The 25,110-nt window shown below is 54.0% G+C and carries 19 protein-coding genes; 7 read left to right on the top strand and 12 right to left on the bottom strand.

Annotation, left to right across the window (positions count from 1 at the left end; all coding sequences use genetic code 11):
• Positions 1–124: 124 nt before the first annotated feature.
• Both NYE24_RS17690 and NYE24_RS17695 read right to left on the bottom strand, forming a co-directional pair.
• Positions 125–409 (bottom strand): aspartyl-phosphate phosphatase Spo0E family protein, encoded by a 285-nt coding sequence (locus NYE24_RS17690; RefSeq protein ID WP_036692170.1) that lies wholly within the window; start codon positions 407–409, stop codon positions 125–127.
• Positions 410–523: 114 nt separating this feature from the next.
• Complete coding sequence (locus NYE24_RS17695; protein WP_036692168.1) at positions 524–1,441, bottom strand: LysR family transcriptional regulator; 918 nt, start codon at positions 1,439–1,441, stop codon at positions 524–526.
• A gap of 113 nt (positions 1,442–1,554) precedes the next feature.
• Between NYE24_RS17695 and NYE24_RS17700 the strand changes: the two genes are divergently transcribed.
• Positions 1,555–1,926 (top strand): CidA/LrgA family holin-like protein, encoded by a 372-nt coding sequence (locus tag NYE24_RS17700; RefSeq protein ID WP_036692167.1) that lies wholly within the window; start codon positions 1,555–1,557, stop codon positions 1,924–1,926.
• The gene (locus NYE24_RS17705) at positions 1,926–2,606 is read left to right on the top strand and encodes a CidB/LrgB family autolysis modulator (protein WP_342479256.1); all 681 of its coding nucleotides are present in this window, start codon (positions 1,926–1,928) and stop codon (positions 2,604–2,606) included. Before NYE24_RS17700 ends, NYE24_RS17705 begins: the two co-directional genes overlap by 1 nt.
• A gap of 27 nt (positions 2,607–2,633) precedes the next feature.
• On the opposite strand, the gene NYE24_RS17710 is transcribed toward NYE24_RS17705, so the two are convergent.
• Both NYE24_RS17710 and NYE24_RS17715 read right to left on the bottom strand, forming a co-directional pair.
• Positions 2,634–3,602: a Gfo/Idh/MocA family oxidoreductase gene (locus NYE24_RS17710; protein WP_076159248.1), complete on the bottom strand. Its 969-nt coding sequence runs from the start codon at positions 3,600–3,602 to the stop codon at positions 2,634–2,636.
• Between the two features lie 53 nt (positions 3,603–3,655).
• The gene (locus NYE24_RS17715) at positions 3,656–5,971 is read right to left on the bottom strand and encodes an ATP-dependent DNA helicase (RefSeq protein WP_342476303.1); all 2,316 of its coding nucleotides are present in this window, start codon (positions 5,969–5,971) and stop codon (positions 3,656–3,658) included.
• Between the two features lie 296 nt (positions 5,972–6,267).
• Between NYE24_RS17715 and NYE24_RS17720 the strand changes: the two genes are divergently transcribed.
• The gene (locus tag NYE24_RS17720; RefSeq protein ID WP_342476304.1) at positions 6,268–8,115 is read left to right on the top strand and encodes an LTA synthase family protein; all 1,848 of its coding nucleotides are present in this window, start codon (positions 6,268–6,270) and stop codon (positions 8,113–8,115) included.
• Positions 8,116–8,277: 162 nt separating this feature from the next.
• Here the strand turns inward: NYE24_RS17720 and NYE24_RS17725 are convergent, their stop codons facing one another.
• Positions 8,278–8,709 carry a MarR family transcriptional regulator gene (locus NYE24_RS17725; RefSeq protein ID WP_051493261.1) on the bottom strand — a complete coding sequence of 144 codons (432 nt, stop codon included), beginning with the start codon at positions 8,707–8,709 and terminating at the stop codon, positions 8,278–8,280.
• 252 nt (positions 8,710–8,961) lie between these two features.
• Here NYE24_RS17725 and NYE24_RS17730 point away from each other — a divergent pair, with 252 nt between their 5' ends.
• Positions 8,962–10,656 carry a methyl-accepting chemotaxis protein gene (locus NYE24_RS17730; protein ID WP_342476305.1) on the top strand — a complete coding sequence of 565 codons (1,695 nt, stop codon included), beginning with the start codon at positions 8,962–8,964 and terminating at the stop codon, positions 10,654–10,656.
• 100 nt (positions 10,657–10,756) lie between these two features.
• Here the strand turns inward: NYE24_RS17730 and NYE24_RS17735 are convergent, their stop codons facing one another.
• The 7 genes from NYE24_RS17735 to NYE24_RS17765 form a co-directional block, all read right to left on the bottom strand.
• A complete protein-coding gene (locus NYE24_RS17735; RefSeq protein ID WP_076159260.1) occupies positions 10,757–12,766 on the bottom strand; it encodes an EAL domain-containing protein in 2,010 nt (669 codons plus the stop codon).
• Between the two features lie 225 nt (positions 12,767–12,991).
• The gene (locus tag NYE24_RS17740; RefSeq protein WP_076159263.1) at positions 12,992–14,656 is read right to left on the bottom strand and encodes a hypothetical protein; all 1,665 of its coding nucleotides are present in this window, start codon (positions 14,654–14,656) and stop codon (positions 12,992–12,994) included.
• Positions 14,649–15,449 carry an ABC transporter ATP-binding protein gene (locus NYE24_RS17745; RefSeq protein ID WP_342476306.1) on the bottom strand — a complete coding sequence of 267 codons (801 nt, stop codon included), beginning with the start codon at positions 15,447–15,449 and terminating at the stop codon, positions 14,649–14,651. The genes NYE24_RS17740 and NYE24_RS17745 overlap by 8 nt, the downstream gene beginning before the upstream one ends.
• Positions 15,450–15,641: 192 nt before the next feature.
• Positions 15,642–16,637, bottom strand: coding sequence for a Gfo/Idh/MocA family oxidoreductase (locus NYE24_RS17750; protein WP_341027427.1), 996 nt, complete (start codon positions 16,635–16,637; stop codon positions 15,642–15,644).
• 14 nt (positions 16,638–16,651) lie between these two features.
• A complete protein-coding gene (locus tag NYE24_RS17755; protein WP_340751150.1) occupies positions 16,652–17,605 on the bottom strand; it encodes a 1,4-dihydroxy-2-naphthoate polyprenyltransferase in 954 nt (317 codons plus the stop codon).
• Positions 17,606–17,637: 32 nt separating this feature from the next.
• Positions 17,638–18,411 (bottom strand): DUF6081 family protein, encoded by a 774-nt coding sequence (locus NYE24_RS17760; RefSeq protein WP_256707104.1) that lies wholly within the window; start codon positions 18,409–18,411, stop codon positions 17,638–17,640.
• 48 nt (positions 18,412–18,459) lie between these two features.
• The gene (locus tag NYE24_RS17765; protein ID WP_235218357.1) at positions 18,460–19,380 is read right to left on the bottom strand and encodes a prenyltransferase; all 921 of its coding nucleotides are present in this window, start codon (positions 19,378–19,380) and stop codon (positions 18,460–18,462) included.
• A 171-nt stretch (positions 19,381–19,551) separates the two neighbouring features.
• On the opposite strand from NYE24_RS17765, the gene NYE24_RS17770 reads away from it, so the two are divergent.
• From NYE24_RS17770 to NYE24_RS17780, 3 genes are all read left to right on the top strand, one after another.
• Entirely contained in the window at positions 19,552–21,921 is a 2,370-nt protein-coding gene (locus tag NYE24_RS17770; protein ID WP_076159269.1) for an EAL domain-containing protein, read from the top strand.
• 121 nt (positions 21,922–22,042) lie between these two features.
• Positions 22,043–22,666: a GPR1/FUN34/YaaH family transporter gene (locus tag NYE24_RS17775; protein ID WP_036692138.1), complete on the top strand. Its 624-nt coding sequence runs from the start codon at positions 22,043–22,045 to the stop codon at positions 22,664–22,666.
• A 261-nt stretch (positions 22,667–22,927) separates the two neighbouring features.
• Positions 22,928–25,072 carry an EAL domain-containing protein gene (locus NYE24_RS17780; RefSeq protein WP_051493257.1) on the top strand — a complete coding sequence of 715 codons (2,145 nt, stop codon included), beginning with the start codon at positions 22,928–22,930 and terminating at the stop codon, positions 25,070–25,072.
• Positions 25,073–25,110: the final 38 nt, after the last annotated feature.

Raw genomic sequence — 25,110 nt, forward strand, 5'->3', positions numbered from 1 at the left:
CATTCAGGTTATCCTTCTATTAATTGCCATTATAGGACAACACTATGAAAAGCACAACAAAATGGCCCCACATTAGTAGGACCATGATTAACAAACACCGTCAGATGCCCGGGTGTATTATTGATTATTGCTGCAAAGCCGCCTGATTCCGGATCCGCTGGCTCTTCTTATTCTTGCCGTAGGGCGCGGCTCCATTCTTGCGGCTGCGCAGGCTCTCCATCATCAGGTTCTGGGCCATCACAATATATCCATCCAGCCGCTGGCTTAGCTCCAGCACCGCATGATCGCTCAGACTCCGCTCCTGGGCTACCTCCAGCAGCTCGCTTCTTAAATTCTCTATAGTAAGGAACAGCTCATTTTCTCTGTAATCCCGGCCATTGGCATCAGGAGAATTCTGGTAAAGGTTCACAGTTACTCACCTTCTCTCTATCAACTTCTCCCCTATCATAAATCATGATGCCAAAAAACAAAATTTGCAAAAAAAGAAAAAAATGTCGGCGGAAGTATAAATAAGCTCTGTTATTTATATATCCTCCGGAGGCTCCGGCGGGTGATACCGCTCCCCGAGTACATTCATCGCAAAAGCAATCCACTCTCTTGCGGCAAAGGACAGATAGCGGTCCTTGCGCCAGATCATGCCCAGCTGCCAGGGAATTACCGGCTCTGTCAGGGGAATGACGGTAATCCGCGAACGGTCGATATCCCGGCAGATCGTCTCCGGCAGCAGCGCAATGCCCATCCCGGCGGCGACCATCCGGCTGATCAGATCCCACTGGGAGCTTTCATAGACCACCTTGGGCTGGAAGCCCGCTCTCACGCATTCCGAAATTATCCGGTCATGCAGGGCGAAGTCCTCCCGGAACAGGACGAACTCCTCCCCGGCCAGCTCTTTCAGCGGTACCTGCTGCGCTCCGTCCAGACGGTGCCCGGCGGGGACCAGCAGTTCCAGCCGCTCTTCCACAAAGGTGAAGCTGTGGAACCTGGCCTCATCCACCGGCAGCACAATCGCCCCGATGTCGAGCAGGCCGGACTCAACGTCATCTTCCACTTTCTTTGCTCCGTCCTCATGCAGCCGGATCGTCACCTCGGGATACTTCCGGTGGAATTCCCCGATGACCGCCGGGAAGAAGCTCGCCCCCACCATGGGCGGCAGTCCGATACGGATATGCCCCTGCTTCAGATTGCGCAGGCTGTCCAGCTCGGAGGAGAGGCTGGCGAAGGACTCTACAATGTTCTGCGCCTTGACGAGCAGCAGCTCTCCGGCATCCGTCAGGCGGATGCTCCGGCCCTCGCGGTAGAAGAGATCAGCCCCCAGCTCCGTCTCCAGATTGCGGATCATCTTGCTGATGGTCGGCTGGGTGATATACAGCGATTCTGCGGCTCTGGAGAAGCTGTTCAGCCTGGCGGCCTGCACGAAATACTCCAGCTGTCTGATATCCATTAGACAACCCTCCATGTATAGACAATTAGAATGCGATCTATTCAATCCATTCATTTTACCTATGAAAGAATCAGATGTAAACTTTCAGTAAGAGATGAAAGGAGGTAATCATGATGAAAAAGATTGCCTTAGGCTTACTGCAGGTGGCCGGCCTAACCGTGTTCTCCCTGCTGGTTAACGGATTAACCTCACTGCTGCATATTCCGCTTCCCGGAAGCATTATCGGGATGATTCTATTATTCCTGCTGCTCGAATCCGGCGTGATCCGTCTGAACTGGGTGGAGGCAGGTGCTTCGTGGCTGCTGGCTGAACTGCTGCTGTTCTTCATTCCATCGGCTATAGGGGTGATGAACTACTCGAAGCTGCTGGAATCCTTCGGCCTGCAGGTACTGGCTGTTGTGCTCGTGGGCACCTTTGCTGTCATGGCCAGCTCAGGTCTGCTGACAGGTGTTATCTATAAAGTAAAGGAGCGTAGAAGCTCATGATGACTGGACTATTATTCCTTGGACTTACCATCAACGTATATCTTATAACCAAACGGATCTATGCGGCCAGCGGTAAAATGTACACCTCTCCGCTGATCATCACCCCGCTGGTCATCATCGGCTTCCTGCTGATCACAGGCAGCTCTTATGAATCCTACAATGCAGGCGGCAAATGGCTGTCAGACCTGCTTCAGCCGGCGACAATCGCCTTCGCGATTCCGCTGCACAAGAACTTCAAGCTGCTCAAAAAGCACGCCGCCGAAATTGCGGCAGGCGTGCTGTCAGGAACGGTAATGGCTGTACTATCTTCCATGCTGCTGGCCAAATTAATGCACCTGAGCGGAGATCTCGCCACCAGCCTGGTCCCGCGTTCGGTAACTACGCCGATTGCCATGAGCATCTCTCAGAGCATAGGCGGAGTTCCCAGCATCACCGCAGTCTTCGTCATTCTCACAGGTGTGCTTGGAACGATGATGGGGCCTTCGGTACTGCGCCTCTTCCACATTGAGAATGAAGTGGCGCGCGGAGTGTCGCTTGGCACCGCAGCGCATGGCACCGGCACCTCCAAGGCCTTCGAGCTTAGCTCGCTGACCGGCACCATCTCCAGTATCTCAATGATTCTGGCGGCGCTGCTCTCCATCGGGCTGGCACCCGCAATGCTTGCAGTGTTCATTCATTAAGCTGTTCCCTCTTCTTAAGACGGAGGCCTATAGCTTCACAGGCAATCCGCTCTGGGCAGATTCATACGCAGCGCAGGTTACCTTCAGCGTCTTGTACCCGTCCTCATAATCGCTGAGAATACGGGAGCGGTCTCCGGTGCGGACTGCGTACAGGAAGGCTTCGCTCTCTACCGCATAAGGGTTGCCCGTATTCTTGTATTCCTTGCTGTCCCCGCTGCGGACTTCGAGCAGACGCTCCGGGTTCCAGTCAAGCATGCCGTTGTCATTATAGAAGCTGATTCCGGCCTTGTTCACCTCACCGGGCAGCACACAGGTATTGGAGATGCTGGCGATAATGCCGCTTGCAAGCTTCAGTGACACGGTGCCCACATCGGCTACAGTCACCCCTTCATGCTTCTCATGCATAATCCGGTTGCCGAACATGCCGTAGACCTCTGTCACCTCACCGGCCAGATAACGCAGCAGGTCAACGATATGCGTCGTCTGCTCCGTGAATTGCCCGCCGGACTGCTCCTGATTGCGCCACCACGCCACGCCGGGCATTCCGCCCATCCATTCTCCGGTAATCATCCCTACCTTGTCTCCGGCAAGCGTCTGCTTCAGCCGCTGAATATTCTCCTGGTAGCGGAAATGATAGCCTACCGAGGTCAGCAGCTGATGCTGCTTAATATCCTCCAGCAGACTGGCCGGAATGGCCGTACTTGAGCCTAGCGGCTTCTCGATGAAAAAGGGGATATCTCTACGGATCAGCGCCCGCTCAATCGCCCCGTGCGACTGTGGCGGCACACAGATGTAGACAGCATCCAGCTTGTGGCTGTCCAGCATCTCGGTAATCTCCCCGTAGCCTTCGGCCCCGTAAGGGCGGGCCATCTCTTCTCCCTTAAGCTTGCTGCTGCCGCAGACGGCCTTCAGTGACACATCCTCCATGCCCGCCAGCAAATCCGCATGTACCTTGGAGAACCAGCCTGTTCCAACAAGTCCGATATTAAGCGTCATGTCATTACCTCCTGAGTTGTCTGGTGAATGCCTTTTCAGTAGATTATACCCGCTTAGGTCATCACAGAGTAGTCCCGCCACTCCTCTGGAAGCAGTTGCCTGTAGGATTGCTGCATGAAGCGGTCGTCAGCGAGCACAATGACCCCGCTGTCGCTCTCACTGCGGATCAGCCGTCCTCCGGCCTGTTGCACCTTGCACATACCCGGGTAGATATAAGCATAATCGAAGCCGTTCTTACCCTGTGACTGGAAATAGCTCCGCAGCAGATTGCGCTCCAGTCCCACCTGCGGGAGTCCAACACCTACGACCATCACCCCGTTCAACCGGTCACCGGGCAGATCCACCCCTTCCGAGAAAATACCTCCCAGCACGGCAAAGCCAAGCAGCGGCTCCGGGTTATCCGGGCGGAAGGCCGCCAGGAAACTCTCCCGCTCCGGCTCGCTCATTCCGCTGCCCTGCAGCAGCGTGGGGACTTCAGGGTACTTCTCAGTGAACACCTCATAGACATGCTTCAAGTAGAGACAGGAGGGGAAGAAGACCAGGTAGTTGCCCTTCTTCGAGACCAGGCCTTTGAGCGCATCACTAAGCGGCTGTATTGAAGCCTCACGGTCATGAAACCGGGTGGATACCGGCAGCACAGATACCTGCCACTGCTCTTTGTGAAAAGGCGTAGCCAAGCTCAGACTGTAATCCTCCTCGCCTGCACCGATCATATCTCTGTAATACGAGAGCGGCGATAGGGTCGCAGAGAACAGAATCTGGCTGCGGAAGCTCTTGCCCATTTGCTGCAGCAGATGCGACGGATCGAGATTGAACAGCTTCAGATACACATCTCCGCTGCGCACCTCGGCATAGGTGATGTAGCGTTCATCGTAGGTTTTGAAGGTGCGGAGCATCGCCTGTACCGCGTAAAAGGTATCCAGCAGGCTGTTCTCCCCCTCCTCCTCTGCCTGCGCGGAGCCTATAAGAGAAGAGGGATTCAGCAGCTCCAGCTCGGCTTCGGCCGCGAAGTTCTCCAGCAGCTCCGGCAGCTCCTCGGGATAGGCCGCCCACTCTCCCGCACCCTTGTCACCGCAAATCTTACGCAGCGCAATGAAGAAGGTGTTCACCGCTTTGGCAGCAGTGCCGAGCCTTGGATTCGCCGTCTTATAGGTCCGGCTGAGTGCCAAGAAGGGCGCCTTGGTGAGCGAAGCAGAATACATCTCCCGGCCCCGGTCCACCAGATTATGCGCTTCATCCACCAGCAGCACAGTGTTCTTCTTACGCTCCTCCGACATGCGCTTCAGACTGATGCGCGGATCGTAGATATAATTGTAATCGCAGATCACAACATCGCAGACATAGGCGGCATCCAGCGAGAATTCAAACGGGCAGACCTGATGCTTATGGGCATAGCTGGCGATCGTCTCCCGGGTCATCAGCGTCTCCTGCTCCAGCATATCGATCAGTGCGCCATTGATCCGGTCATAATATCCCTCCGCATAAGCGCAGGAATCATTGCCGCAGATGCCCTCCTCCCGGAAACAGGCCTTCTCCTTCGCCGTCAGCGCAATGACATGCAGATGCAGCCCGCGGCGGTTCAGCATCGAGGCAGCCTCCTGCGCCGCGATCCGTGTAACTGTCTTGGCAGTCAGATAGAAGATACCGGCTGCCTTGCCTTCGCCCAGCGCTTTGACCGCCGGGAATAGAGTGGACATGGTTTTGCCGATGCCTGTCGGTGCCTGGGCGAAGAGGTTCGCCCCCTCAGCAATGGAGGTATAGACTGCGGCAGCGAAATGGCGCTGGCCGGGCCGGTAGGCCGAGAACGGAAAGGACAGGGCAGTGATGCTCTCCCCTCTCTTCGCCTTGTAACGGACCATCATCTCGGCATACGGTGCGTACCTGCTTACAGTCTCTAGCGCGAAGGCCATCAGCGCTTCGCGGGACATCTCCCGGTAGAGACTGTACTGTGCCTCGCTTCCCCGCTGCACATAGGTGAGCTTCACTTGGATATAAGGAAGCTCCAGCTCCGTTGCCAGCATGTAAGCGTACATGTATGCCTGGGCCCAATGTACCTCCTTCCCTTCTAGCGCAGGGTCCGGGATCCCGGCCATGGACTTGATCTCCTCCACCGTCAGACTCCCATCCTCTGCCGTAAGCAGGCCGTCGCAGCGTCCGTCAATCTGGAACAGCAGATCCCCGTAAGGAATTCCGGTCTTCAAATAGACCTCCTTGCGGTCCCCTTCCTTGTATTGCTTCTGGATCAGCTGATGGCTGCGCGTCCCCTCCGCCATGGCGGCCCCGCTGCGGAAGCCCGGCTCCAGACTGCCGCTGCTGTAGGCAAATTCCACAAGCGCCCTCACGGACAGCGTGATTTCTGTATGCTCCATCCGTCCCCACCTCCAATAATTTCCGCCAGCTTCCGCTGCGTATGGCTCATATTCTTCGTTTAACGCCGATATTAACCCGCCTGAGGGAATGGTCTGCGCCGGGTTCGTTCTAGCCGTAGTTTACGCGCGCTTCAGGGAGTATACGGCCGCTTCTGATTTTTGACATTCCTTCCCTGGCACTTCATAATAAGTTTTATTGATAATGGTATTCTTCTGTCCTCATGCTGCTGTTTCCTTTTCAGCCGGGAAACATGTTCATTTTATAGAAAGAAGGCGAAGCTGTGTCATCCCAAACTGTGAAACGATGGCTCCTTAAGCCATTTGTGTTCTTTTCCATTCTTTTTCTGCTCAAAAGCCTGCTGGCCTGGGGTGTAATCTTTGATGATTTAAAGTTCTGGCAATCCGTATTGACGGAGCTGCCCTTTGTCTGGGCCCTGTTTTTCCTGATTGAGCGCTTTGCTTCCAGACGGAAGCTCGGCTATTACATGACGGTCAATCTGCTGGTTACCGCGATCTTTTTTGCCGCCATTATGTATTTCAAATATTACGGGGTCATTGTCACTTACCATGCCGCCGAGCAGGTGAACCAGGTCACTGCCGTCAAGAACAGTGTGTTCTCATTGATGGACCCTTATTATCTGCTGATCTTCACCGACATCATTGTGCTGGGCTTCTACTTCTTCATTAACAAGAACGGCCGCACTTATAAAAAAGACCAGATCAACCGGCGCAGTGGCCGGACGCTGCATGTCGTACTGTTCGCTGTCTCGCTCGGACTCTGCCTGTTCAATATTCTTCCGAATAAGGCGAGCATGAATGAGATCAAGAAGGCCCAGGAGATGGGCATCCTTAATTATGAAGCATACACGATCTTTGCCAAAGATAAAACCGAGCTGGTAGAGGCTAGTGAAATCACACAGAGCACGATTAACCAGCTCAAGGGCACCGACGCTTCAGCAATCTCCGCTTATGCCGGTGCCGCCAAGGGCAAGAATCTGATTGTGATCCAATTGGAGTCCTTCCAGAACTTCCTGATGGGTCTTAAGGTAGACGGCCAGGAGATCACTCCTAACCTGAACCGTCTGATGGAGCAGAGCCTGTACTTCACGAACTTCTATCAGATGGTCGGCCAGGGCAACACCTCCGATGCGGAATTCGTGGTCAATTCGTCCTTCTATATTCCTCCGCAGGGTGCAGCTACCATGTCTTATATCGACAAGCAGCTGCCGAGTCTGCCCCGTCTGCTGGGAGATAACGGCTATCAGACGGCCACGTTCCACACCAACGTAGTGGAATTCTGGAACCGGGGCGAGCTGTACAAGGCCCTCGGCTGGCAGAAGTATTACGATCACCAGTTCTTCGGTGACGAGGACGCCTTCTTCTTCGGCGCTTCCGATGAAGTGCTCTACCGCAAATCCTCGGAGAAGCTGAAGGAAATGAGCGATGCGGGCCAGCCATTCTATGCTCAGGTCATCTCCATGTCGGCGCATCACCCGTTCACTATTCCTGAAGAGAAGCACAAGATGAAGCTTCCTGAGCGGTATGAAGGAACCTTTGTCGGCGATTATGTCCGGTCGCAGAACTATGCGGACTATGCCTTCGGACAGTTTGTAGATGAACTGAAGGCGAGCGGATTATGGGAGAACAGTCTGGTTATGGTCTACGGCGACCATATGGGACTGCCAATTTATTCGCTGGATCATGATGACAAGCAGCTAATGAAGGAAATCTACGGATATGATTACAGCTACGCCAATATGCTCAACATTCCGCTGCTCATCCATGGTGAGGGAATTGCTCCGCAGAAGCTTGCGCAGGTAGGCGGAGAAGTCGATATTATGCCTACGGCCGCCAGCCTGCTGGGGGTATCGATGGATAACAACATTCATTTCGGCCAGGATCTGCTCAGCCAGTCCTACAATCTGCTGCCGCAGCGGTATTACCTGCCTACCGGATCCTTCATTTCCAGCTCTGCCCTGCTGATTCCGGGCAACAGCTTCGAGGATAATACCCAATACCCGTTGGCTACCGGAGGTACTGCTCCGGCCGGCAACGAGGATGAATACAACCGTGCTCTGCGGCTGCGCCAGCTGTCTGACAGCTACGTTACACAATTGCCGGATAAAGAACCTGCCGTAGAATAGCCAGACACAAGTGGTAACGGTATCGTCCTTTTAAAGGACGGTACCGTTACAGCGAGAAATAGAAGGATAATGTATAGCGTAAAACATATAGCTTCTCATATTTAGACAAGAGGCAGCGCCTCTCCGTAACAGGAGAAGCGCTGCCTCTTTGTGATGCTTATGTTAACGCTCCTGATTCTCCAGCATGAGATAATAATCCGCGAAGTTCTCCAGCTCTGCCGGCTCCAGAATGGCCAGATGCTCTCCCAGCAGCAGCAGTGACCGGCGCTGTGCTTCTTCCAGCACCTCTTGCCCCTTGCCGGTAATCGTGACGATCACCGCTCTGCGGTCATTCTCGTCAGGCACGCGGGCGATCAGCTCCAGCAGCTCCAGGCGGTCGAGCATGACGGTGACTGCACTGGACTTCACTTCCATCTTGTCCGCCAGCTGAATCACCCGTGCCTTCTGCTCCTGAAAGATCATATGTAACAGCCCGAATTGCGGCACAGTCAACCCCAATTCCTTATGCATTGACATCTGTGACATGATTCTGCGCTGAACCTTCCACATGGATAATCCCACACGTTCGATCAAAGGATTGACTTCTTGTGACATCCCTTCAGCTCCCAATCCGTTTATTCTGCCTCAAGCGTACCATTATACCGGTCCGACATACAATATTTTTTGAATATAAAATAGGATTAGGGGCCTGTTTTTCAATGATTTTTTATACATAATCCATCATTTTCCGACACAAAAACTCTTTTTTTCCGACATACGCTCAAACCGCAGCGTATGCGCTATAATCGTAGCAGTGAACCGCAAAATTCACTTAATCTTTTAGAGTCAGGGCTGGTGATATTTGTTATGAAATTGGCAACAAAATTAACATGGATGATGCTGATTGTATTGCTACTGGTTGGTTCATCCATAGGCTTCTTCGGTTATCATGCGGCTTACAAGCAGATCGATGAAGCTGCAGGTATTGAATTGGTAGGCTGCGCCAATATAACCACCGGCCTTATCGATCCTGCCGACATAACCGCTCTGGCTGCCGGGGATACCAGCAAGCTGGCTGCAATCGAAGACCGCATCGGATGGATCAGTGATCACAAGCCTATTTTCAAAGAAGCCTTCATTCTTTCACTGGACGGCAAGGTGCTGGCCGCTGACAAGAACTTCAAGAAACGAGGCTACAAAGCCGGAGACCCCTTCTACTTCTCAGATGAAGATAAAGAAATGATTACCACCATGAAGCATTCCGCCTACTCAAAAGTGTATACATATCAGGGTACCTCCCTCAAAACCGGCTACGGCCCCATCTATCAGGACCATGACCCTACCAAACCCATCATTGCATTAATGGCGATTAACTTCGACGGCCCGTTAATTCAATCCCGGACCATGGATATCATCACCCAGCCCTTCCTGATCGGCAGCTCGATTCTGATTATTGCAATTCTCGCCGCCTATCTGCTCATCCGCCGGATGGTCAGCCCGCTCACCAAGTTGTCTGCATCAGTCAACACGGTAGCCAAAGGCGATCTGACCCGGGAACCGCTGCTCTTCACGGCCAAGGACGAGGTCGGCAAGCTTGCCCGTGACTTCAATGCCATGACCCTGAGTCTGCGTGACCTGATCACACAGGTCAATGATACATCCATGCTGGTTGCCTCCTCTTCCCAGGAGCTGTCCGCCAGCGCCCAGGAGACCAACCGGGCCGGAGAGCACAGCGTTAATGTCACCCTGGATCTGGCCGACGGGGCACATACCCAGCTGCAGAATCTGGAGGGCAGCTTCAAGGCCGTACAGGATATGTCGCATTTCATTACTGAAATTGCAGGCAATGCGGACAGCGCGATGAATCAGGCAGCCATCAACTCCCAGAAAGCCCGGACAGGCCGGGAATCTATGGACTCGACCACCTCCCAGATGGCCGTTGTTGGCGCGAGCATCTCGGATCTTTCCGGCATTATCGAGACGCTGGGCAGCCATTCCAAAGAGATTGAGAATATTGTCGGCACCATAGCCAGTATTGCCGAGGAGACGAACCTGTTATCCCTTAATGCGGCTATTGAAGCTGCACGGGCCGGAGAAGAGGGCCGCGGCTTCGCCGTTGTGGCAGGCTCTGTACGCAAGCTGGCTGAACGTTCGGCCGGATCTGCCCGCCAGATCGGTGAGCTGGTCAGTCTGATTGTCCAGCAGATGGACAAGGCCGGAGAGACCATGAAGCACTCCACGGAAGAGATGCATCACGGCAAAGAGATGATTATAGCCGCCGGACATTCTTTCTCCGAGATTGAGTCTTCCGTCTCCGATATGTCTGCACACAGCCAGCAGATTTCGGCCACCGTGCGTGAGCTGGCCCTGCTCTCTGAAGGGCTTGTCGCTTCGATCCAGAAGATCGTAGCGGTCTCCAATCAGACAGCAGAAGGCGCGGAGACCTTGTCCGCTTCATCCCAGGAGCAGCTTGCGGCCATGCAGGAGGTCGAATCCTCCGCCGCATTCCTCTCCTCTCTGGCAGAGAAGCTGCAGGTATTAGTCGAGAATTTCAAAATTTAGGCTGGAGTCTCATATATTTATCTACGAAAAAGGCTGCCCTGATGTGGAATAACCCTCCACATCCAGGACAGCCTTTTTTGTGCAACAGCAATCAGATACATTATGCTGTATTCTCAATGAACCATTGACCCAATTCGTTAACCGGCATCGGACGCCCATAGTAGAAGCCCTGCATCACCCGGCAGCCCAGCGATTGCAGCAGCTCAATCTGCTCTGTAGTCTCCACGCCCTCGGCCACAACCTCCATGTTCAGATTGCTGGCAATGGCAATGATGTTGCTGATGATCGCTTTCTTGGAATGCATCTTGCTCTTGCGGATGAAGACCTGATCAATCTTCAGGGTGTTCACCGGAATCTCATCCAGATTGCCAAGCGAGGAGAAACCGGTTCCGAAATCATCCAGGGATACCCGCACACCTAGATCCCGCAGCTTGGAGAGCTGGGCAACCGTCTCTTCCATATTGTTCATGGCAATCGATTCGGTAATCTCCAGTTCAAGGAAATGCGGCGCAAGGCCCGAACGCGACAGTGCCTCTTCCACTACCTCATACAGGCTACCGCTTTCAAACATCCGCGCCGACATATTAATCGAGACCGCTACACTGGCAACCTTTGCCTGATGCCAGAGCATATTCTGTCCGCACACCTCATGCAGCATCCAGTATGTAATAGGGACAATCAGGCCGGTCTCCTCGGCGATCGGAATGAACTCCCCCGGAGAGATGACGCCATGCTCCGGGTGTCTCCAGCGCAGCAGCGCCTCAAGCCCCACGGTGACATTCAGCAGCGAATCCCATTTGGGCTGGTAGACCACCATGAATTCCGAACGGGCCAGCGCCTTGCGCAGATCCTTCTCAAGTGACATCCGCCGGACCTGATGACGGTTCATCTCCAGATCGAACACACTGAATTTATTCTTGCCCGAATCCTTGGAAGTATAGAGCGCCGTATCGGCCGCTTTCATTAGCGCTGAACGATCGGTGCCGTGCGCCGGAGTCATACTGATTCCCACACTCGCAGTTACGTACAATTCGTTACCTTCAATGCTGTAAGACTTCTTGAGCTCCTGGAGGATATGCTGTGCCACTTCCTCCGCCGCCACGGCGGTGCAATCCGGCAGTGCAATCAGGAATTCATCCCCGCCAAGCCGGAACACTTTCCCCTTCCCGCCCACGCAGCAGGTCAGCCTGGCAGATACGTCCCGCAGCAGCAAGTCTCCAATATCGTGCCCCAGCGTATCATTAATCGATTTGAAGCGGTCCAGGTCAACAAAAAACACGGCGCCGGAGACCCCGCCGAAGAAATCATCCTTGAAGTAGCGCTCCAGACCGTGCCGGTTCGGCAGCTCGGTGAGCGGGTCATGATAGGCCATTCGCTCCAGTACATCCCTGTCCAGAAAAACATTGCCGCCGGAGATTGCCAGCACGAACAGGGTAACCAGTGAAATCCCTGTCAGCAGAACCACATCAGTCTCCATCAGCATGGGGGCAGGCGCCTGCCAGCTGTAATTATGCAGATCGCTTGCTCTCAGACTCGTATAATGCATACCGGTAACCGCCAGGGCGATGAATAGTGCCGAATACAGCTTCCAGGGGCTGAAGACCGTATGATCCTTGAATCTGTGGAACATTAGAATTCCGATGTAGGAAGCAGCAAGAGCAATCAGTACCGATACAGCCTGATCCATTGCCCTGTAATGAATCTTGGCCTCCATCTCCATGGAGGCCATTCCAGCATAATGCATGAACGATATGCCGCTGCCGAGTATGCAGCCGCCCGCAAGAAGCCGCCAGCTTCTCTGGCGGGCAGCCGTAACCATCTGAAGGGTTGCATAGCAGGAGGACATAATAATTAGCAGGGACACGGCAGCCATCACCGGATGGTAGCTGACCTTGAACGGCAGCCGGCTGGCCATAATGCCGACAAAATGCATAGCCCAGATTCCGCCGCCAAGCACACAGGCACCCGAGAGCAGCCAGAGACGTCTGACCCGGCCCGCGGAATGGGAAACCTGCGAAATCAGATTAAGCGCGGAGTATGCTGCTGCGGCAGCTAGCCCATAGGATAGTAAAACAATCCAGATATTATAGTGGATTCCCATTTGATCCATAGTTGACCTCTTCACTGGTTATAGTATCAGCGTCGTTTCAGGGTCTATCTTAAGTTATAAATCAATATACGAATAGCGGATAAATGGAAGAGTATATAATGATTACAGGTATTCTCTGAAAACTAACATTAGCTGTATTTTACCCTGTATTCACCGGGCTGTCTAAGTAAATAATGGAACTTGGACCCTTTTTTGAACGCCGGCAAAAATTGTCCATATTTGTCCTCAGCCGCCTGCGCGGAGGGTTGGAAATCCGTTGTCCCGGGAGGCGTCCGGCAGGAAGGCCCTGCGCCAGATCCAGGCATTCGCAGCTACCAGAATTACCATGTAGATGTATATTCCTGCAGGAATCAGGGTGAAGACATAGTGTAATCCGGCAAGCCCCCCCAGAATGAACAACTGGACAAAGGCGCTGCCGGTGAATTCCTTCCGCTGCGCCGCCTCATACTTCTCCGAGAACGGGAGCGCCTTCGGGAACGTAAGGAAGCAAATAACGGCATACAGCAACAGAGCCAGCAGGACTACTACCATGTCTGCTATAATCCAGGAGCCTAAGAGAGCGATGAACACCGCCGCCTCCAGCAGAAAGAGCGGAACCAGCAGCTTCACGACCGCTGCCTTCAGCATTCCCCGGTAGACCAGCCCCTTGCCCGGCAAAGGAATCACCTGATAGATCCACGCACCCTTATAGCTGGCCGAGTAACGGACCATCTGCACGACTGTCATCAGCAGCAGCGCGCTGTAATAGATAAACAAAAAGGACTTGGAGCTTCTGATCCCGGCCAGATCGCCGCTCCATACCTGATTGAAGATGAAGATAAAGGGAAAGATCAGCGAGAAGCCGATGGTCGGATAGACCCGGAGCTTGAACTCGCGTTCATTCTTCATCATCGACCAGGTGAAGCGGAAGAACATGGCCTCCGCTTTGTTCCGGCACACGGTCTCCGACAGCATCCGGGCAAACCGCCCGTTATCCCGGCCCTCTGCGCCATGCTCAGCCAGTTTCTGGAGGCTGCGTTCAAATACCGGCATCAGCCGGATGTAGGCGGCGAACATCACGGCAGGCACCACCACAGAGAGCGCTGTCAGAATAATCACGGACCGGCTTCCTGTTCCGCCTCCCAGCAGCTCGAACGGTGCCCCGAACCAGACCGGAGCCAGCAGGAAATGCCACCAGGCTGTAGCGAATTCCAGGCCCAGCGTTGATAGATTGAATATCCGGCTAACCAGTTGTGCACCGACAGTTACCGCCACAGACAGGATAATCTGTACGTAGTTGATGATGTCCTTGAGCTTTTCCCCGTCAAAGAACCTCAGGATCAGCAGATAGATTAACGCAGTGAACACCAGAATGAAGCCGTCCATCAGCAGAATCTCAGCCGCGTACAGGAAGAAGAAGCCCGGCCCGTGCCGGAATAAAGAGAAGAGCAGCGAGGGTCCGGTGAAGGTCAGCGTTAAGGTCAGCAGATAGATCAGAATATGTAAGCTCTTGGCCATGTTCAGTGTGCGGCGGTCCACCGGCTTGGAGAAGAGGATATTCTTATCCCGCAAATCCAGCATTACCGTCGAGAAATCGGAGATCAGCGTTGTGGTGATCAGGAACATCACTATACTGAACAGCAGACTCATCATCAGGATATGATGGTCTCTGGGCGCAACCATGGCGATCAGCATCAGCCCCAGCAGCAGATAGATCCACTGGACTCTGAAGGGCGAGCCCTCCATCTCCAGCTTGGAATTCTGCGACCCGGAGAACAGGGTAGGTGTCCGTCTGCCATCCATCGTCAGCTTGACCTGAAGAATGCGGCGCATGAGCGCATAATCGGCTCCCAGCCCCTTAAAGATCCACTGTACCCGGTCAAGCAGCTTCAGAATCCGGAATTCAGTCATACGCCGCACCCGCGCCAATCACAGCCACGAACTCACTTGCAATATCCCTGTATTGATCGAACCCGGTCAGCTGATTGAAAATCTCCTCCAGCGACCCCTCCCGGCTCTGCTCCCGCAGCTGCGTGAAGGTACCGTCCGCGACAATATCGCCTCCATCCAGCAGGATGATCCGGCTGCTGATTCTCTCGACCACATCCATAATATGCGAAGAATAAAAGATCGTCTTGCCCCTGGCGGCAAGCGTGGCGAAGATTTCCTTGACCACCATTACACTGTTAGCATCCAGTCCGCTGAGCGGCTCATCCAGGAACAGAATATCCGGGTCATGCAGCATGCTGGCAATCAGCAGCACCTTCTGCTTCATTCCCTTGGAGTAAGAGGCAATCCGCATATCATAGGCCTTCTCCATACCCAGCAGCCCCATCAGCTTCCGCGCCTTGTCATCGGCATCCGCCTGCTTCAGTCCATACAGCTCACCGGTGAAGGTCAGATACTCCCGCGCCGTCAGGCTGTCATATAGCTCTGCCACCTCGGGCACGTATCCGATCCTTCTTTTGTACGCTGTATCCCCGTCTGAGATATCCCTGCCAAAAATCCGTATCGTTCCGTTATATCCCTCCACCAGCCCGAGCATAATCTTGACTGTCGTGCTTTTGCCGGCCCCATTGGGTCCGATATATCCGATAATCTGCCCACGGTATACCTTCAGATCAATTCCCCGCAGCACCATCCGGTCACTATAATTCATCCACAAGTCCTCAATTGAGATAACCGGCTCTTCCGTTAAGACCATTGACGTCTCTCTCCCTTCGGTAAGCGTACTCTTCCTTCCAGCAACAGAAAGTACCATTAACCCTATTCTAGCAAATTTTAGCACTTGATTCCTGTGATTAATCGCAGCGGGAATTCTGCATAGACCCGAAAACAGCAAAAAGAGCAGCCCCTAGGCTACTCTTGATGAATTTGCTATGCGGACAAGGAATGATTACCTTAAGCGGATTCGCTCACGCCTCCGGGCAGATTCCAGACAGCTCTCGATCAGCCTCATATTCAGCAGCGGGTCCTCTTCCGCAATCCAGGGCTTGCCGCTGAAGACTGCCCTGGCGAAATGGTCGGCCTGCTGGACGTAAGGGTTAGCACCAACGGCCTCGACACGCCGGGGCTCACCGCCCCCGTACACGAAGAACTCCGCATCATCGAATCTGGCGTTGAACGGCATCGGAATTTCGATCCGCCCCTGCGTACCGAGGACCTCCAGCAGCTGGCGGTTGTACGCCCACATCCCGCAGTCGAAGATCAGGCTCTTCCCGCCGGGGAACTCCACTAGCCCGGAGGCCACCATATCAACATTGTCATGCTCCGGCGAGAACAGCGCGTGCACGGTTACGGCTTCAGGCTCTGTACCGAACAGCAGCCGCGCGGCTGTGAGCGGGTAGCAGCCGACATCATAGAGTGATCCGCCTCCCCAGGCAGCGTTGAAGCGGATGTTGGAGGTATCCGTAGCATCGTTATAGGTGAATGTGCCGCGGATGGAACGCACCGCACCAATCTCGCCGCTGGCGATAATCACCTGCAGCTCATTGATGCGCGGATGATGGCGGTACATATAAGCCTCCGCCAAGTGAACGCCCGCCTTCCGGCAGGCCTCTACCATCTCGGCCGCCTCACGGCTGTTCAGCGCAATCGGCTTCTCGCATAGGATATGCTTACCGGCTTCAGCCGCGCGGATCACCCATTCACAGTGGAGATGATTGGGAAGCGGAATGTAGACGGCATCCACCTCCGGGTCCGCAAGCAGCTCTTCATAGCTGCCATATGCCTGCTCAATGCCGAATTCAGCGGCTACGCTGCTGCTCTTCGTGAGTCCGCGGCTGGCAACCGCCCGGATCACTCCGGTCTCCGACTCCTGGATAGCCGGCATTACCGAACCAGTAGCGATCTGCGCGCAGCCCATTATTCCCCAGCGAAGCTTCTCTGCCAAAGTTATCACCTTCCTTATCTTAGTGTAACCCATATAACAGCTATACCCAGCACAAGGATTCTTGCCGCACTCATCAGCACGAAATTCTTCACCGCCAGAATGAAGGTCGTGCCTTTATGCTGCTCCTGATAGAAGCGTGCAATATTACGGCGCAGCGGAATCAGGGTCAGCAGGAGCAGCAGGACCAGGACCGGATGGACCCCCAGCAGCACCAGCACAATCAGATCGGCAAAAGACACATAATAGAGCAGCCTCCACAGCAGCAGCGCATTCTCCCGTCCGATGTAGACCGGCAGCGTGTATCTGCGGTTCTCGATATCATCTTCAATATCGCAAATATTGTTCGCCAGCATAATTCCGGCAATACCCAGAATGGCCGGGACGGAGAACCAGAACAGATACAGCACCTCAAGGAAATTGATATGCAGGCTGATCCATTCGCCCTTCAGCAGCAGCGTGACCACCGCCTGATCCGAATGAATATAGGCCGAGATGAAAATAATGACGAACCCCATGAACAGCCCGGAGAACAGTTCTCCGAGCGGCATCCGCGAGATGGGGATCGGTCCGAAGGAGTACAGGATGCCGATCAGGAACGAGAGTCCCCCGAGCAGGAATACCAGCAGTCCGGTCTGGAATACCAGGGCAATGCCCCCGCCTGCCGCCAGCACAAGGAGAATGACGATCAGCGCCACCACCGTAGACTCCTTCAGCTTGAAGCGGACAATCGGATTATGGGTCTCATACCCGTAGCCATGGGTTTTGGCGGCCTTTTTGAAATCATAATAGTTGTTGATTGCTGTTGTTGCCATATCAAAGCTTAAGAGGGACACCAGCATCAGCACGAAGCGCAGGATATAGAAGTCCTCGAACCGGTACAGGGCATACAGCGTCCCCAGCAGCAGCGGGAGCATACTGGCCACCTTCGTCGGCAGCTCGACAAACTTGAAGAAAGTTCTTATATTCACGGCCATTCATCCTTATCAGTCATATGAGCACGTTACTGTGCAGTGGTTGTAATAGTAATCGGCGACCATTCAGCGATAACCGTCTGTCCGTGCGCCGACACGCTGCCTTCCGGGGTCAGGTCCTTCTCCGTCATGATGCCCAGAGCAATGGTGAAGCTGTTGAATTTCACGGGCACATTCCGCTCGCGCCGCACCTCATTGCCATTTACATAGAAGACAGCCTCATTGTTACCCCGGTGGTAGGTGATGGCGTACGTGTTGAATTCACGCGGCTTGAAGTCCGTATCCTCCTTGAAAATACAGAAGTATTTGGTTCCTCCCGTCTCGGGTACGGTTACCCCGGGGAACGGAAGGATGCCGTACACACTCGCATATTTATCGTTGCCCGCGAAGAAATCAAGCGCCGCGCCTGTGGTGAAGTCCAGCAGATTCAGTGACACATAGCCGTCATACAGATCCCCCGGGGCAGTGCCCTGTGTGCGGGCGCGGATCTGGAGCTCGAAGCGGATTTCGCCTGCCTCCGGGATGTCTACCGGCCGGGCCGAATAATACATATGCTTGGCATTATCCAGAATCTGCACCTGATCATGACGGCGGCTCAGCTGAGCCCGTACGTACAGATGATCATTACGCACGATCACCACCGCTTCCGGCTCACGATACGCCCAGAACGAGCCATCCGGCAGCTTGAAGCCGCCCGTTTGCCAGACCTTTCCTTCTTCCAGAATCGTATGGAAATCCCCGATCACCATTTGCTTGCCCTGTGTTGCAGGCATATCTTCGTTCGTTGGCAGATGCTTGTCCATGAACTCTCCCGCTTTCTTTGGTGTAGTAGCCTATCCATTTCTTATATTCTAAAATAGACCCTGAATCAGCAGCGCCACCGTCATGACCGCCCCGCAGCGTACCGATGCGCGCTGTGAAGCACCCATAAGCGGCAGATAAGCTTCAGAAGGATTCTCCGGCTGGAGGCTGCGGTAGATCCGTATCGGGGCAATGGCTGTCAGCAGAGCGAGCAGCGCATATACCGGTAAGATATGAAGCAGCACACATGCAATCAGTGAAGCATAAGAGATATAGAGCAGCACCTGGGAGAAAATCAGCGCTCTGCGTTCCCCCCATACCACGACCAGTGTAAGCTTGCCGGCCTGCTTGTCAGCTCTCCAGTGCAGAAAGTGATGATTGAACAGCAGCAGGGTAGTGAGCAGCCCGCTTGGCAGCGAGAGCAGCACCGGCTTCAGGCTGAACGCTCCCGTCTGAACAAAATAAGCGCCAAGCACCGGCATTAATCCAAAGGCAAGAAAGATGGCAAGCTCGCTGTAGCCCTTGCCCCGGTATCCGAACCGCAGCGGCGGCGCCACATAGAAATAAGCGATCAGCGCCCCTCCGGCCACGAACCACAGAATCTCCCAGCCGCTGTAGAGACTGAGCAGCAGACCGCAGCCAGCCGCAACGGCCAGCAGACCCCAGGTCAGCAGGGCAAACAGCGACTCACGCATAACGCCCCCCGACAGGAACCCGGAGTTCGTGGAGATGGCTCCAGGAGTATGCTGGGCCTCTGTATCGGTTCCGTTGCGGAAATCCCACAAGTCATTTACCATATTGGAGAATAAATGGGCTGCAGCCGCTCCAATGAACGTTATTACAAATAAAAACGGATGGAATACTCCCTGCCATACATAGGCCCCGGCCGTTCCCAGGACAACCGGTATGAGCATAACAGGGATCACTCCAAACCGTGAGGCTTTCTTAAATATGTTCCACTTCTCCATCATGCCAAGAAATATCTCCTTTTATTATTATTTGATAATGATTATCATTAAATTATTATACATCAAAATTCGACACTTTGGACAGATTTACGCTGCAAAATATTCCCTAATCGTGGTACACTATAATCGATGGTACTTATTTCCTATTAAATCTTAAATAATGAAGGGGATCAGATGAAACTCCGCCAAAAAATAATCATCTTCATTAGTTTTGTCGCTATCCTCGGCATTGGCGCCACCTATCTGATGCTTCACCTGATTCTGCTGAACCGCTTCGAGAAGCTGGATGAGGCAGAGCTGGAGCGCAACCTGAGCAAGGCTACCGCTGCTTATCATCAAGAGCTGGAGAACCTGAGAACGGGACTCCTTGATGTTGCTGTCCGTGATGAAACCTACAGGTTCATGGAGAATTCAGCAGCTACCGGCTCTGCTGACTCCGGTAGTACGGTTGCCGCCTTCATCCGCAACAGCCTTGAACCGGCTGCTTATCCAATGAATCATTTCGATATGATTGCCCTGCTTGATCTAGACGGACAACCGCTGTATGGCGGCTCTTATGATCTGCCGGCAGGAATGGTCACCCCGTTAACCCAGGAGCAGCTAACGCTAATGAAGCTGATCCGAAGCCGTCTGCCTGTGCCGCAAGCTCCCGGCGAGAGCCGGAGCGGCTTCGTTAATCTGGACAAGGGGACTATGCTAATTACCCTTACACCTATTCTTAACAGCAGCAAGGACAAGCCGGTCATCGGAACGGCCATTGCCGGACAGATGCTGCACCAGGACCGGATCGCTCAGATCTGGGAGGATACCCTGTCAAAGGTGGAGATGTCGCGCCTCACCACCCCCCTGCTTGCGGATAGCGGAGGCGAACGCGTCTGGACTAGCCCTGCCCGAGGCGGGCAGATGTGCATTCATACAGTACTAGACGATCTGTTCGGCGATCCCGGAATGGTCCTCACCCTGAAGGAACCCCGCCAGTTCTACAACAGCGGGCTCAAGTCGCTCTCCACCTTCCGTATATTCTATTTCATCTCCATTATGTTAATGCTGGGCGCAAGCCTCCTCTTCGTGAACCGGTTCATTCTGAGAAGAATGTCTTCTCTGGTCCGCAACATCCGTAGAATCGGCAGCAGCAAGGATCTGTCGATCCGGATTCCCAGCTCCGGGCAGGATGAATTCAGCGAGGTTGAGGTCGAATTCAACCGGATGATTGATTCGCTGGAGCAGACCCAGGACGAGCTGCGGCAGCAATCGATGCTGGACCCGCTGACCCGGCTGCCCAACCGCTCCCTGTTTTTCGACAAATTAAATGAAGCGATTGCCGCCGTTAAGGGAAGTGACCGCCAGATCGTGCTGGTCTTCATTGATCTGGATCATTTCAAGACGGTGAACGATACCCTCGGCCATGATTTCGGCGATGCTATCCTCAAGGAGACTGCCTTCCGCATCACACAGGTTGTCGGCAAGCATGATGTGGTCTCCCGGCTCGGCGGGGATGAATTCACCATTCTGCTCTACGATGTGCCTGATGAAGGCAGCATTGCCCGGCAGCTCTCCCGGATTCAGGAAGCCCTGTCCATGCCGCACCGGATCAAAGGACATCTTCTATATAATACCGCCAGCATCGGCATCAGTATTTATCCGCAGAACGGGGAAGACGCCGATTATCTGGTCAAGCAGGCGGACCTGGCTATGTTCCACGTCAAGGAGACCGGCCGCAATAATATTTTTCAATATTCAGAGGATCTGGAAGCAGGCATCCGGCGCAAAAAAGTACTGGCCCAGCAGCTCCTCTCCGCTGCCGCCGGGAACGAGTTCGAGCTGCACTACCAGCCGATTCTCAGCACGGGGCATGGACAGGTGTCCAAGGTGGAGGCCCTGCTGCGCTGGAACAATCCGGGCTATGGCAATATCTCACCGGCCGAATTCATTCCGCTGGCGGAGAGCAGCGGCTCCATTGTCGGCATCGGCAGCTGGGTGCTGCGCCAGGTCTGCTCTGATATGCGCGATTTCCGCAGCCGGGGGCTTGAGCTTACAGCCGCAGTGAACATCTCCGCGCTGCAGCTCATGCAGCCGGGCCTGCTGGAGCTGCTCCTAGAGCTGCTGGATGAATATGAGCTGCCGGCCTCCAGCCTGGAGCTGGAAATCACGGAGAGCGTGCTCGTCTCCGGGGACGGCATCTTCCTGTCGCTGCAGCAGCTTCGGGCCCATGGCTTCCGGATCTCGCTGGATGATTTCGGTACCGGCTTCTCCTCCCTCAGCTATCTGCGGCGCTTCCCGGTGGATGTGATCAAGATTGACCGTTCCTTCATCTCCGAGATGTCGCGGGAGGCCCAAGGGGATGTGCTCGTCAAGGCGATTATCGAGCTGAGCCATAATCTGGGGCTGCGCGTAGTCTCTGAAGGCATTGAGCATAGAGAGCAATTCGATATGCTGCGGGAGCTGGGCAGCGACGAGCTTCAGGGTTACTATATCAGCCGGCCGCTTCAGGCCCAGGCGCTATATTCTTTTCTGGAGCGAGGTAATTATTACACCAGACGATAAGAGACTTCTTTATAGGCAAGCTACTGGCGATATGATATGATAGGCAAGCTGATAACAGCACCCGACCCAGGGTGCTGTTATCCTATGCGAACACTTATGAAAATTGGAGGCTTTCATTGTTATGTCAGCGCAACCGCACACCGCACAGTCCGTCAAAATCGTTACCGCCGACCCTAGCGCCATCGGCTTATTCGGACTAGCCATCGTTACCCTGGTCGCTTCTTCACAAAAGCTCGAAATTACAACAGGTCTCAGCTACTGTATTCCATGGGCCATCTTCCTTGGAGCCTTCGCCCAGCTATTCGCATCCATCCAAGATGCCAAGCACAACAACACCTTCGGCATGACTGCCTTTGGCGCCTATGCGTTCTTCTGGTTCGGCATGGGAGCAAGCTGGCTGATCAAGCTCGGTGTATTCGGTGCAGTGCTGGCAGAGGGCGTTGATCCCAAGCAGCTGGGATTTGTTTTTGCAGGATATCTTGTGTTCACACTCTTCATGACGCTCGGCGCCGTTGAGGCGAACCGCGTACTGCTGATTATCTTCATCCTGATCGATTTCCTGTTCCTCGGACTCTCGATGGATGCCTTCGGCGTTGCTGCGGAATTCTTCCACAAGCTGGCTGCCGTATCGGAAATGGCTATCGGTATTGTTTCGCTCTACGGCTGCGGCGCATCTGTGCTCAACGCCCATTTCGGACGTACCTTCCTGCCGATTGGTGCCCCGCTGGGCATCTTCAAAAAATAGCTCCGGTCTTCCAGCCGGGCAGGGCCATGCCCTTCTGTCAAAAAACTCGGATAAATGCTTACTGCCCTTTTATGCAGACGGTGTTTATCCGTTTTTGGATTCAGCCGGGTTTTGTTAGGAATCCCCTTGCGCAAACATGATAATAATGACATGCTATAGATACCCAAGCGACATTTATCGACATTTCCCTGCGGTCTAGGAACCGCTTATTATACGCTTTGACATCTGCGGCTTTTATTTTTCCGGTATCGGGGGCAATCCATGGCTTTCCTTAGTAAAAAGCCTTTAAGCATCATCATCGGCTTCATCATCGTCCTGCAGCTCTGCCTGTTCTATTACTATTCCGTTTCCCTGTCCCGGGAATATAGAGCCGAGAAAGCGGATCTGGCCTCACAGGCGGTCACGCTGGCCTCGAACATCGAAGAACGGGTGGCCATTGTGAAAGGGGTCAGCTCCTTTATCCAAACTGTCGGCTTCGATGCCGATCCTGCACTCATCCAGAGCTACCTGGTCACCGCACACGCCAAGAACACCAGCAACGTCACGAATATCATGATCGCTCCGGATGGTCTGATCCGCTACCTCTACCCGCTTGAAGGCAATTCGTCACTGCTAGGCAGAAGCCTGCTGCTGGATTCCTCCCTGGCCTCTCCCGGCATGATCCAAGAAACGCTCCGTTCCCGCAGCATTACAGTAGACGGTCCGCGCACACTTGCCCAGGGCGGCTATGGCATGGTGATCCGGCAGGCTATCTATAAGGATAACTCTCTGGAGGGCATCGTCTCCGTCACCGTAAAGATTGATAATATCATTAACCAGCTTGTGTATAAGGATAGTAATATCTACGTCACTACCAAGGATCATACCTTCCTGTTCGGCAATGAATCCAGTGCGTTGGACCGGCAGCTCACCGTTCCCGTCAACACCTACAATCAGCACTGGCTGATGGGGATCTCCCTGCCCTCCCACAAGAAATGGCAGGTGCTGCTCAGCGTGCTGTGGATTGATATTGCTTTTCTGCTGGTGATTGCCTTCATTCTATATATCTTCTGGTATCAGAGCCGCTTCAACCGTGAACTGGAGAGGGTGGTCAGCATCCGGACCAGGGACCTGCGTATTTCCAAGCGCCTCTATGAGAAGCTTGCCCATTACGACAGCCTGACAGAGATCCCCAACCGGCGCTTCTTCATGGATGAATTCGAGCGTCTGCTGCAGAGCTCGGAGCCGACGCAAACCTATACCTTATTCTTTTTCGACCTGAACCGGTTCAAGGAGATTAATGATACTCTCGGACATTCTACAGGGGACCAGGTGATCAAGACCCTGGCCGGACGGCTCAAATCCGGGAGCCTGCCCTTCAAGCTGTTCGCCCGTACCGGCGGAGATGAATTCGTGATGATCTTCGCTGGGCTGCCGCACACGGATATTCCTGTGATCGCCGGTCAGATCAGCATGCTGATCTCACAGACCCTCCTGATCTCGGGAGCACATCTGAGCCTGTCGACCAGTATCGGCATCTCCCTGTACCCCGAACACTCGCAGAATACAGACGATCTGCTGAAATTCGCTGACATGTCTATGTACCAGGCTAAGTCGCAAGAGGACGTCAATTACTTCATCTTCGACTGGGGGCTGCGCGAGAAGCTGGAGCAGAAGACGATGATCGCCAAATACCTGCACTCCGCCCTGGAGCGGGAAGAATTCGTGCTCTACTATCAGCCCCAGATCAACGCCATCACAGGAGAAATGATCGGGATAGAGGCGCTGATCCGCTGGAATCACCCCGAGAAGGGGCTGATTGGACCAGGGACGTTCATCACCGCAGTCGAAGAAGCCGGGCTGATGATCCAGCTGACCGACTGGGTGCTTCGTGAGGTATGCCGCCAGCTGTGCGAGTGGCGCAGCCTGGGGATGCCGCTGCTGCGGACTTCAATTAATATCTCCAACAGCTGGTTCTACAACCGTAACCTGATTGAGAATCTGTTCGCCGTGCTTGACGAGTACGGACTGGATACCGGTGTGCTGGAATTTGAAATTACCGAGAGCACCGCGCTGCTGGAGGAGCATTATCCGTTGCTGCAGCAGATGCGCGATCACGGGATCATCGTCTCCATCGATGATTTCGGCACGAAATATTCTTCGCTCAATTACCTGAAGCATTTTCCCGTGAACAAAATCAAGATTGACCGCACCTTCATCACCGGCATCGGCGTCAGCTCCATTGATGAGACTATCATCAAATCCATCGTCTTCGTCGCCTCCCAGCTTGGCTATGACCTAATTGCCGAAGGGGTCGAGACGCAAGAACAGCTGGCCTTCCTGGTGCAGCATAATTGCCCGCATATTCAGGGATTCCTGTTCTTCCCTCCGCTGCCTGCCGATGAGATCCGCAAGCTGGTCTCCTGATCCTGGCAGGATGCTTTGCACGCGGGTATGGCGATCGT

It is taken from the genome of Paenibacillus sp. FSL H7-0350, from assembly GCF_038593195.1.
In the GTDB taxonomy this organism is placed as follows: Bacteria; Bacillota; Bacilli; order Paenibacillales; family Paenibacillaceae; genus Paenibacillus_AQ.

Coding starts and splice junctions, on each gene's coding strand:
- NYE24_RS17765 (WP_235218357.1), bottom strand. CDS start 19,380: ATGATGGAGAAGTGGAACATATTTAAGAAAGCCTCACGGTTTGGAGTG.
- NYE24_RS17760 (WP_256707104.1), bottom strand. CDS start 18,411: ATGGACAAGCATCTGCCAACGAACGAAGATATGCCTGCAACACAGGGC.
- NYE24_RS17700 (WP_036692167.1), top strand. CDS start 1,555: ATGAAAAAGATTGCCTTAGGCTTACTGCAGGTGGCCGGCCTAACCGTG.
- NYE24_RS17775 (WP_036692138.1), top strand. CDS start 22,043: ATGTCAGCGCAACCGCACACCGCACAGTCCGTCAAAATCGTTACCGCC.
- NYE24_RS17730 (WP_342476305.1), top strand. CDS start 8,962: ATGAAATTGGCAACAAAATTAACATGGATGATGCTGATTGTATTGCTA.
- NYE24_RS17770 (WP_076159269.1), top strand. CDS start 19,552: ATGAAACTCCGCCAAAAAATAATCATCTTCATTAGTTTTGTCGCTATC.
- NYE24_RS17705 (WP_342479256.1), top strand. CDS start 1,926: ATGACTGGACTATTATTCCTTGGACTTACCATCAACGTATATCTTATA.
- NYE24_RS17710 (WP_076159248.1), bottom strand. CDS start 3,602: ATGACGCTTAATATCGGACTTGTTGGAACAGGCTGGTTCTCCAAGGTA.
- NYE24_RS17715 (WP_342476303.1), bottom strand. CDS start 5,971: ATGGAGCATACAGAAATCACGCTGTCCGTGAGGGCGCTTGTGGAATTT.
- NYE24_RS17740 (WP_076159263.1), bottom strand. CDS start 14,656: ATGACTGAATTCCGGATTCTGAAGCTGCTTGACCGGGTACAGTGGATC.
- NYE24_RS17745 (WP_342476306.1), bottom strand. CDS start 15,449: ATGGTCTTAACGGAAGAGCCGGTTATCTCAATTGAGGACTTGTGGATG.
- NYE24_RS17735 (WP_076159260.1), bottom strand. CDS start 12,766: ATGGATCAAATGGGAATCCACTATAATATCTGGATTGTTTTACTATCC.
- NYE24_RS17725 (WP_051493261.1), bottom strand. CDS start 8,709: ATGTCACAAGAAGTCAATCCTTTGATCGAACGTGTGGGATTATCCATG.
- NYE24_RS17695 (WP_036692168.1), bottom strand. CDS start 1,441: ATGGATATCAGACAGCTGGAGTATTTCGTGCAGGCCGCCAGGCTGAAC.
- NYE24_RS17780 (WP_051493257.1), top strand. CDS start 22,928: ATGGCTTTCCTTAGTAAAAAGCCTTTAAGCATCATCATCGGCTTCATC.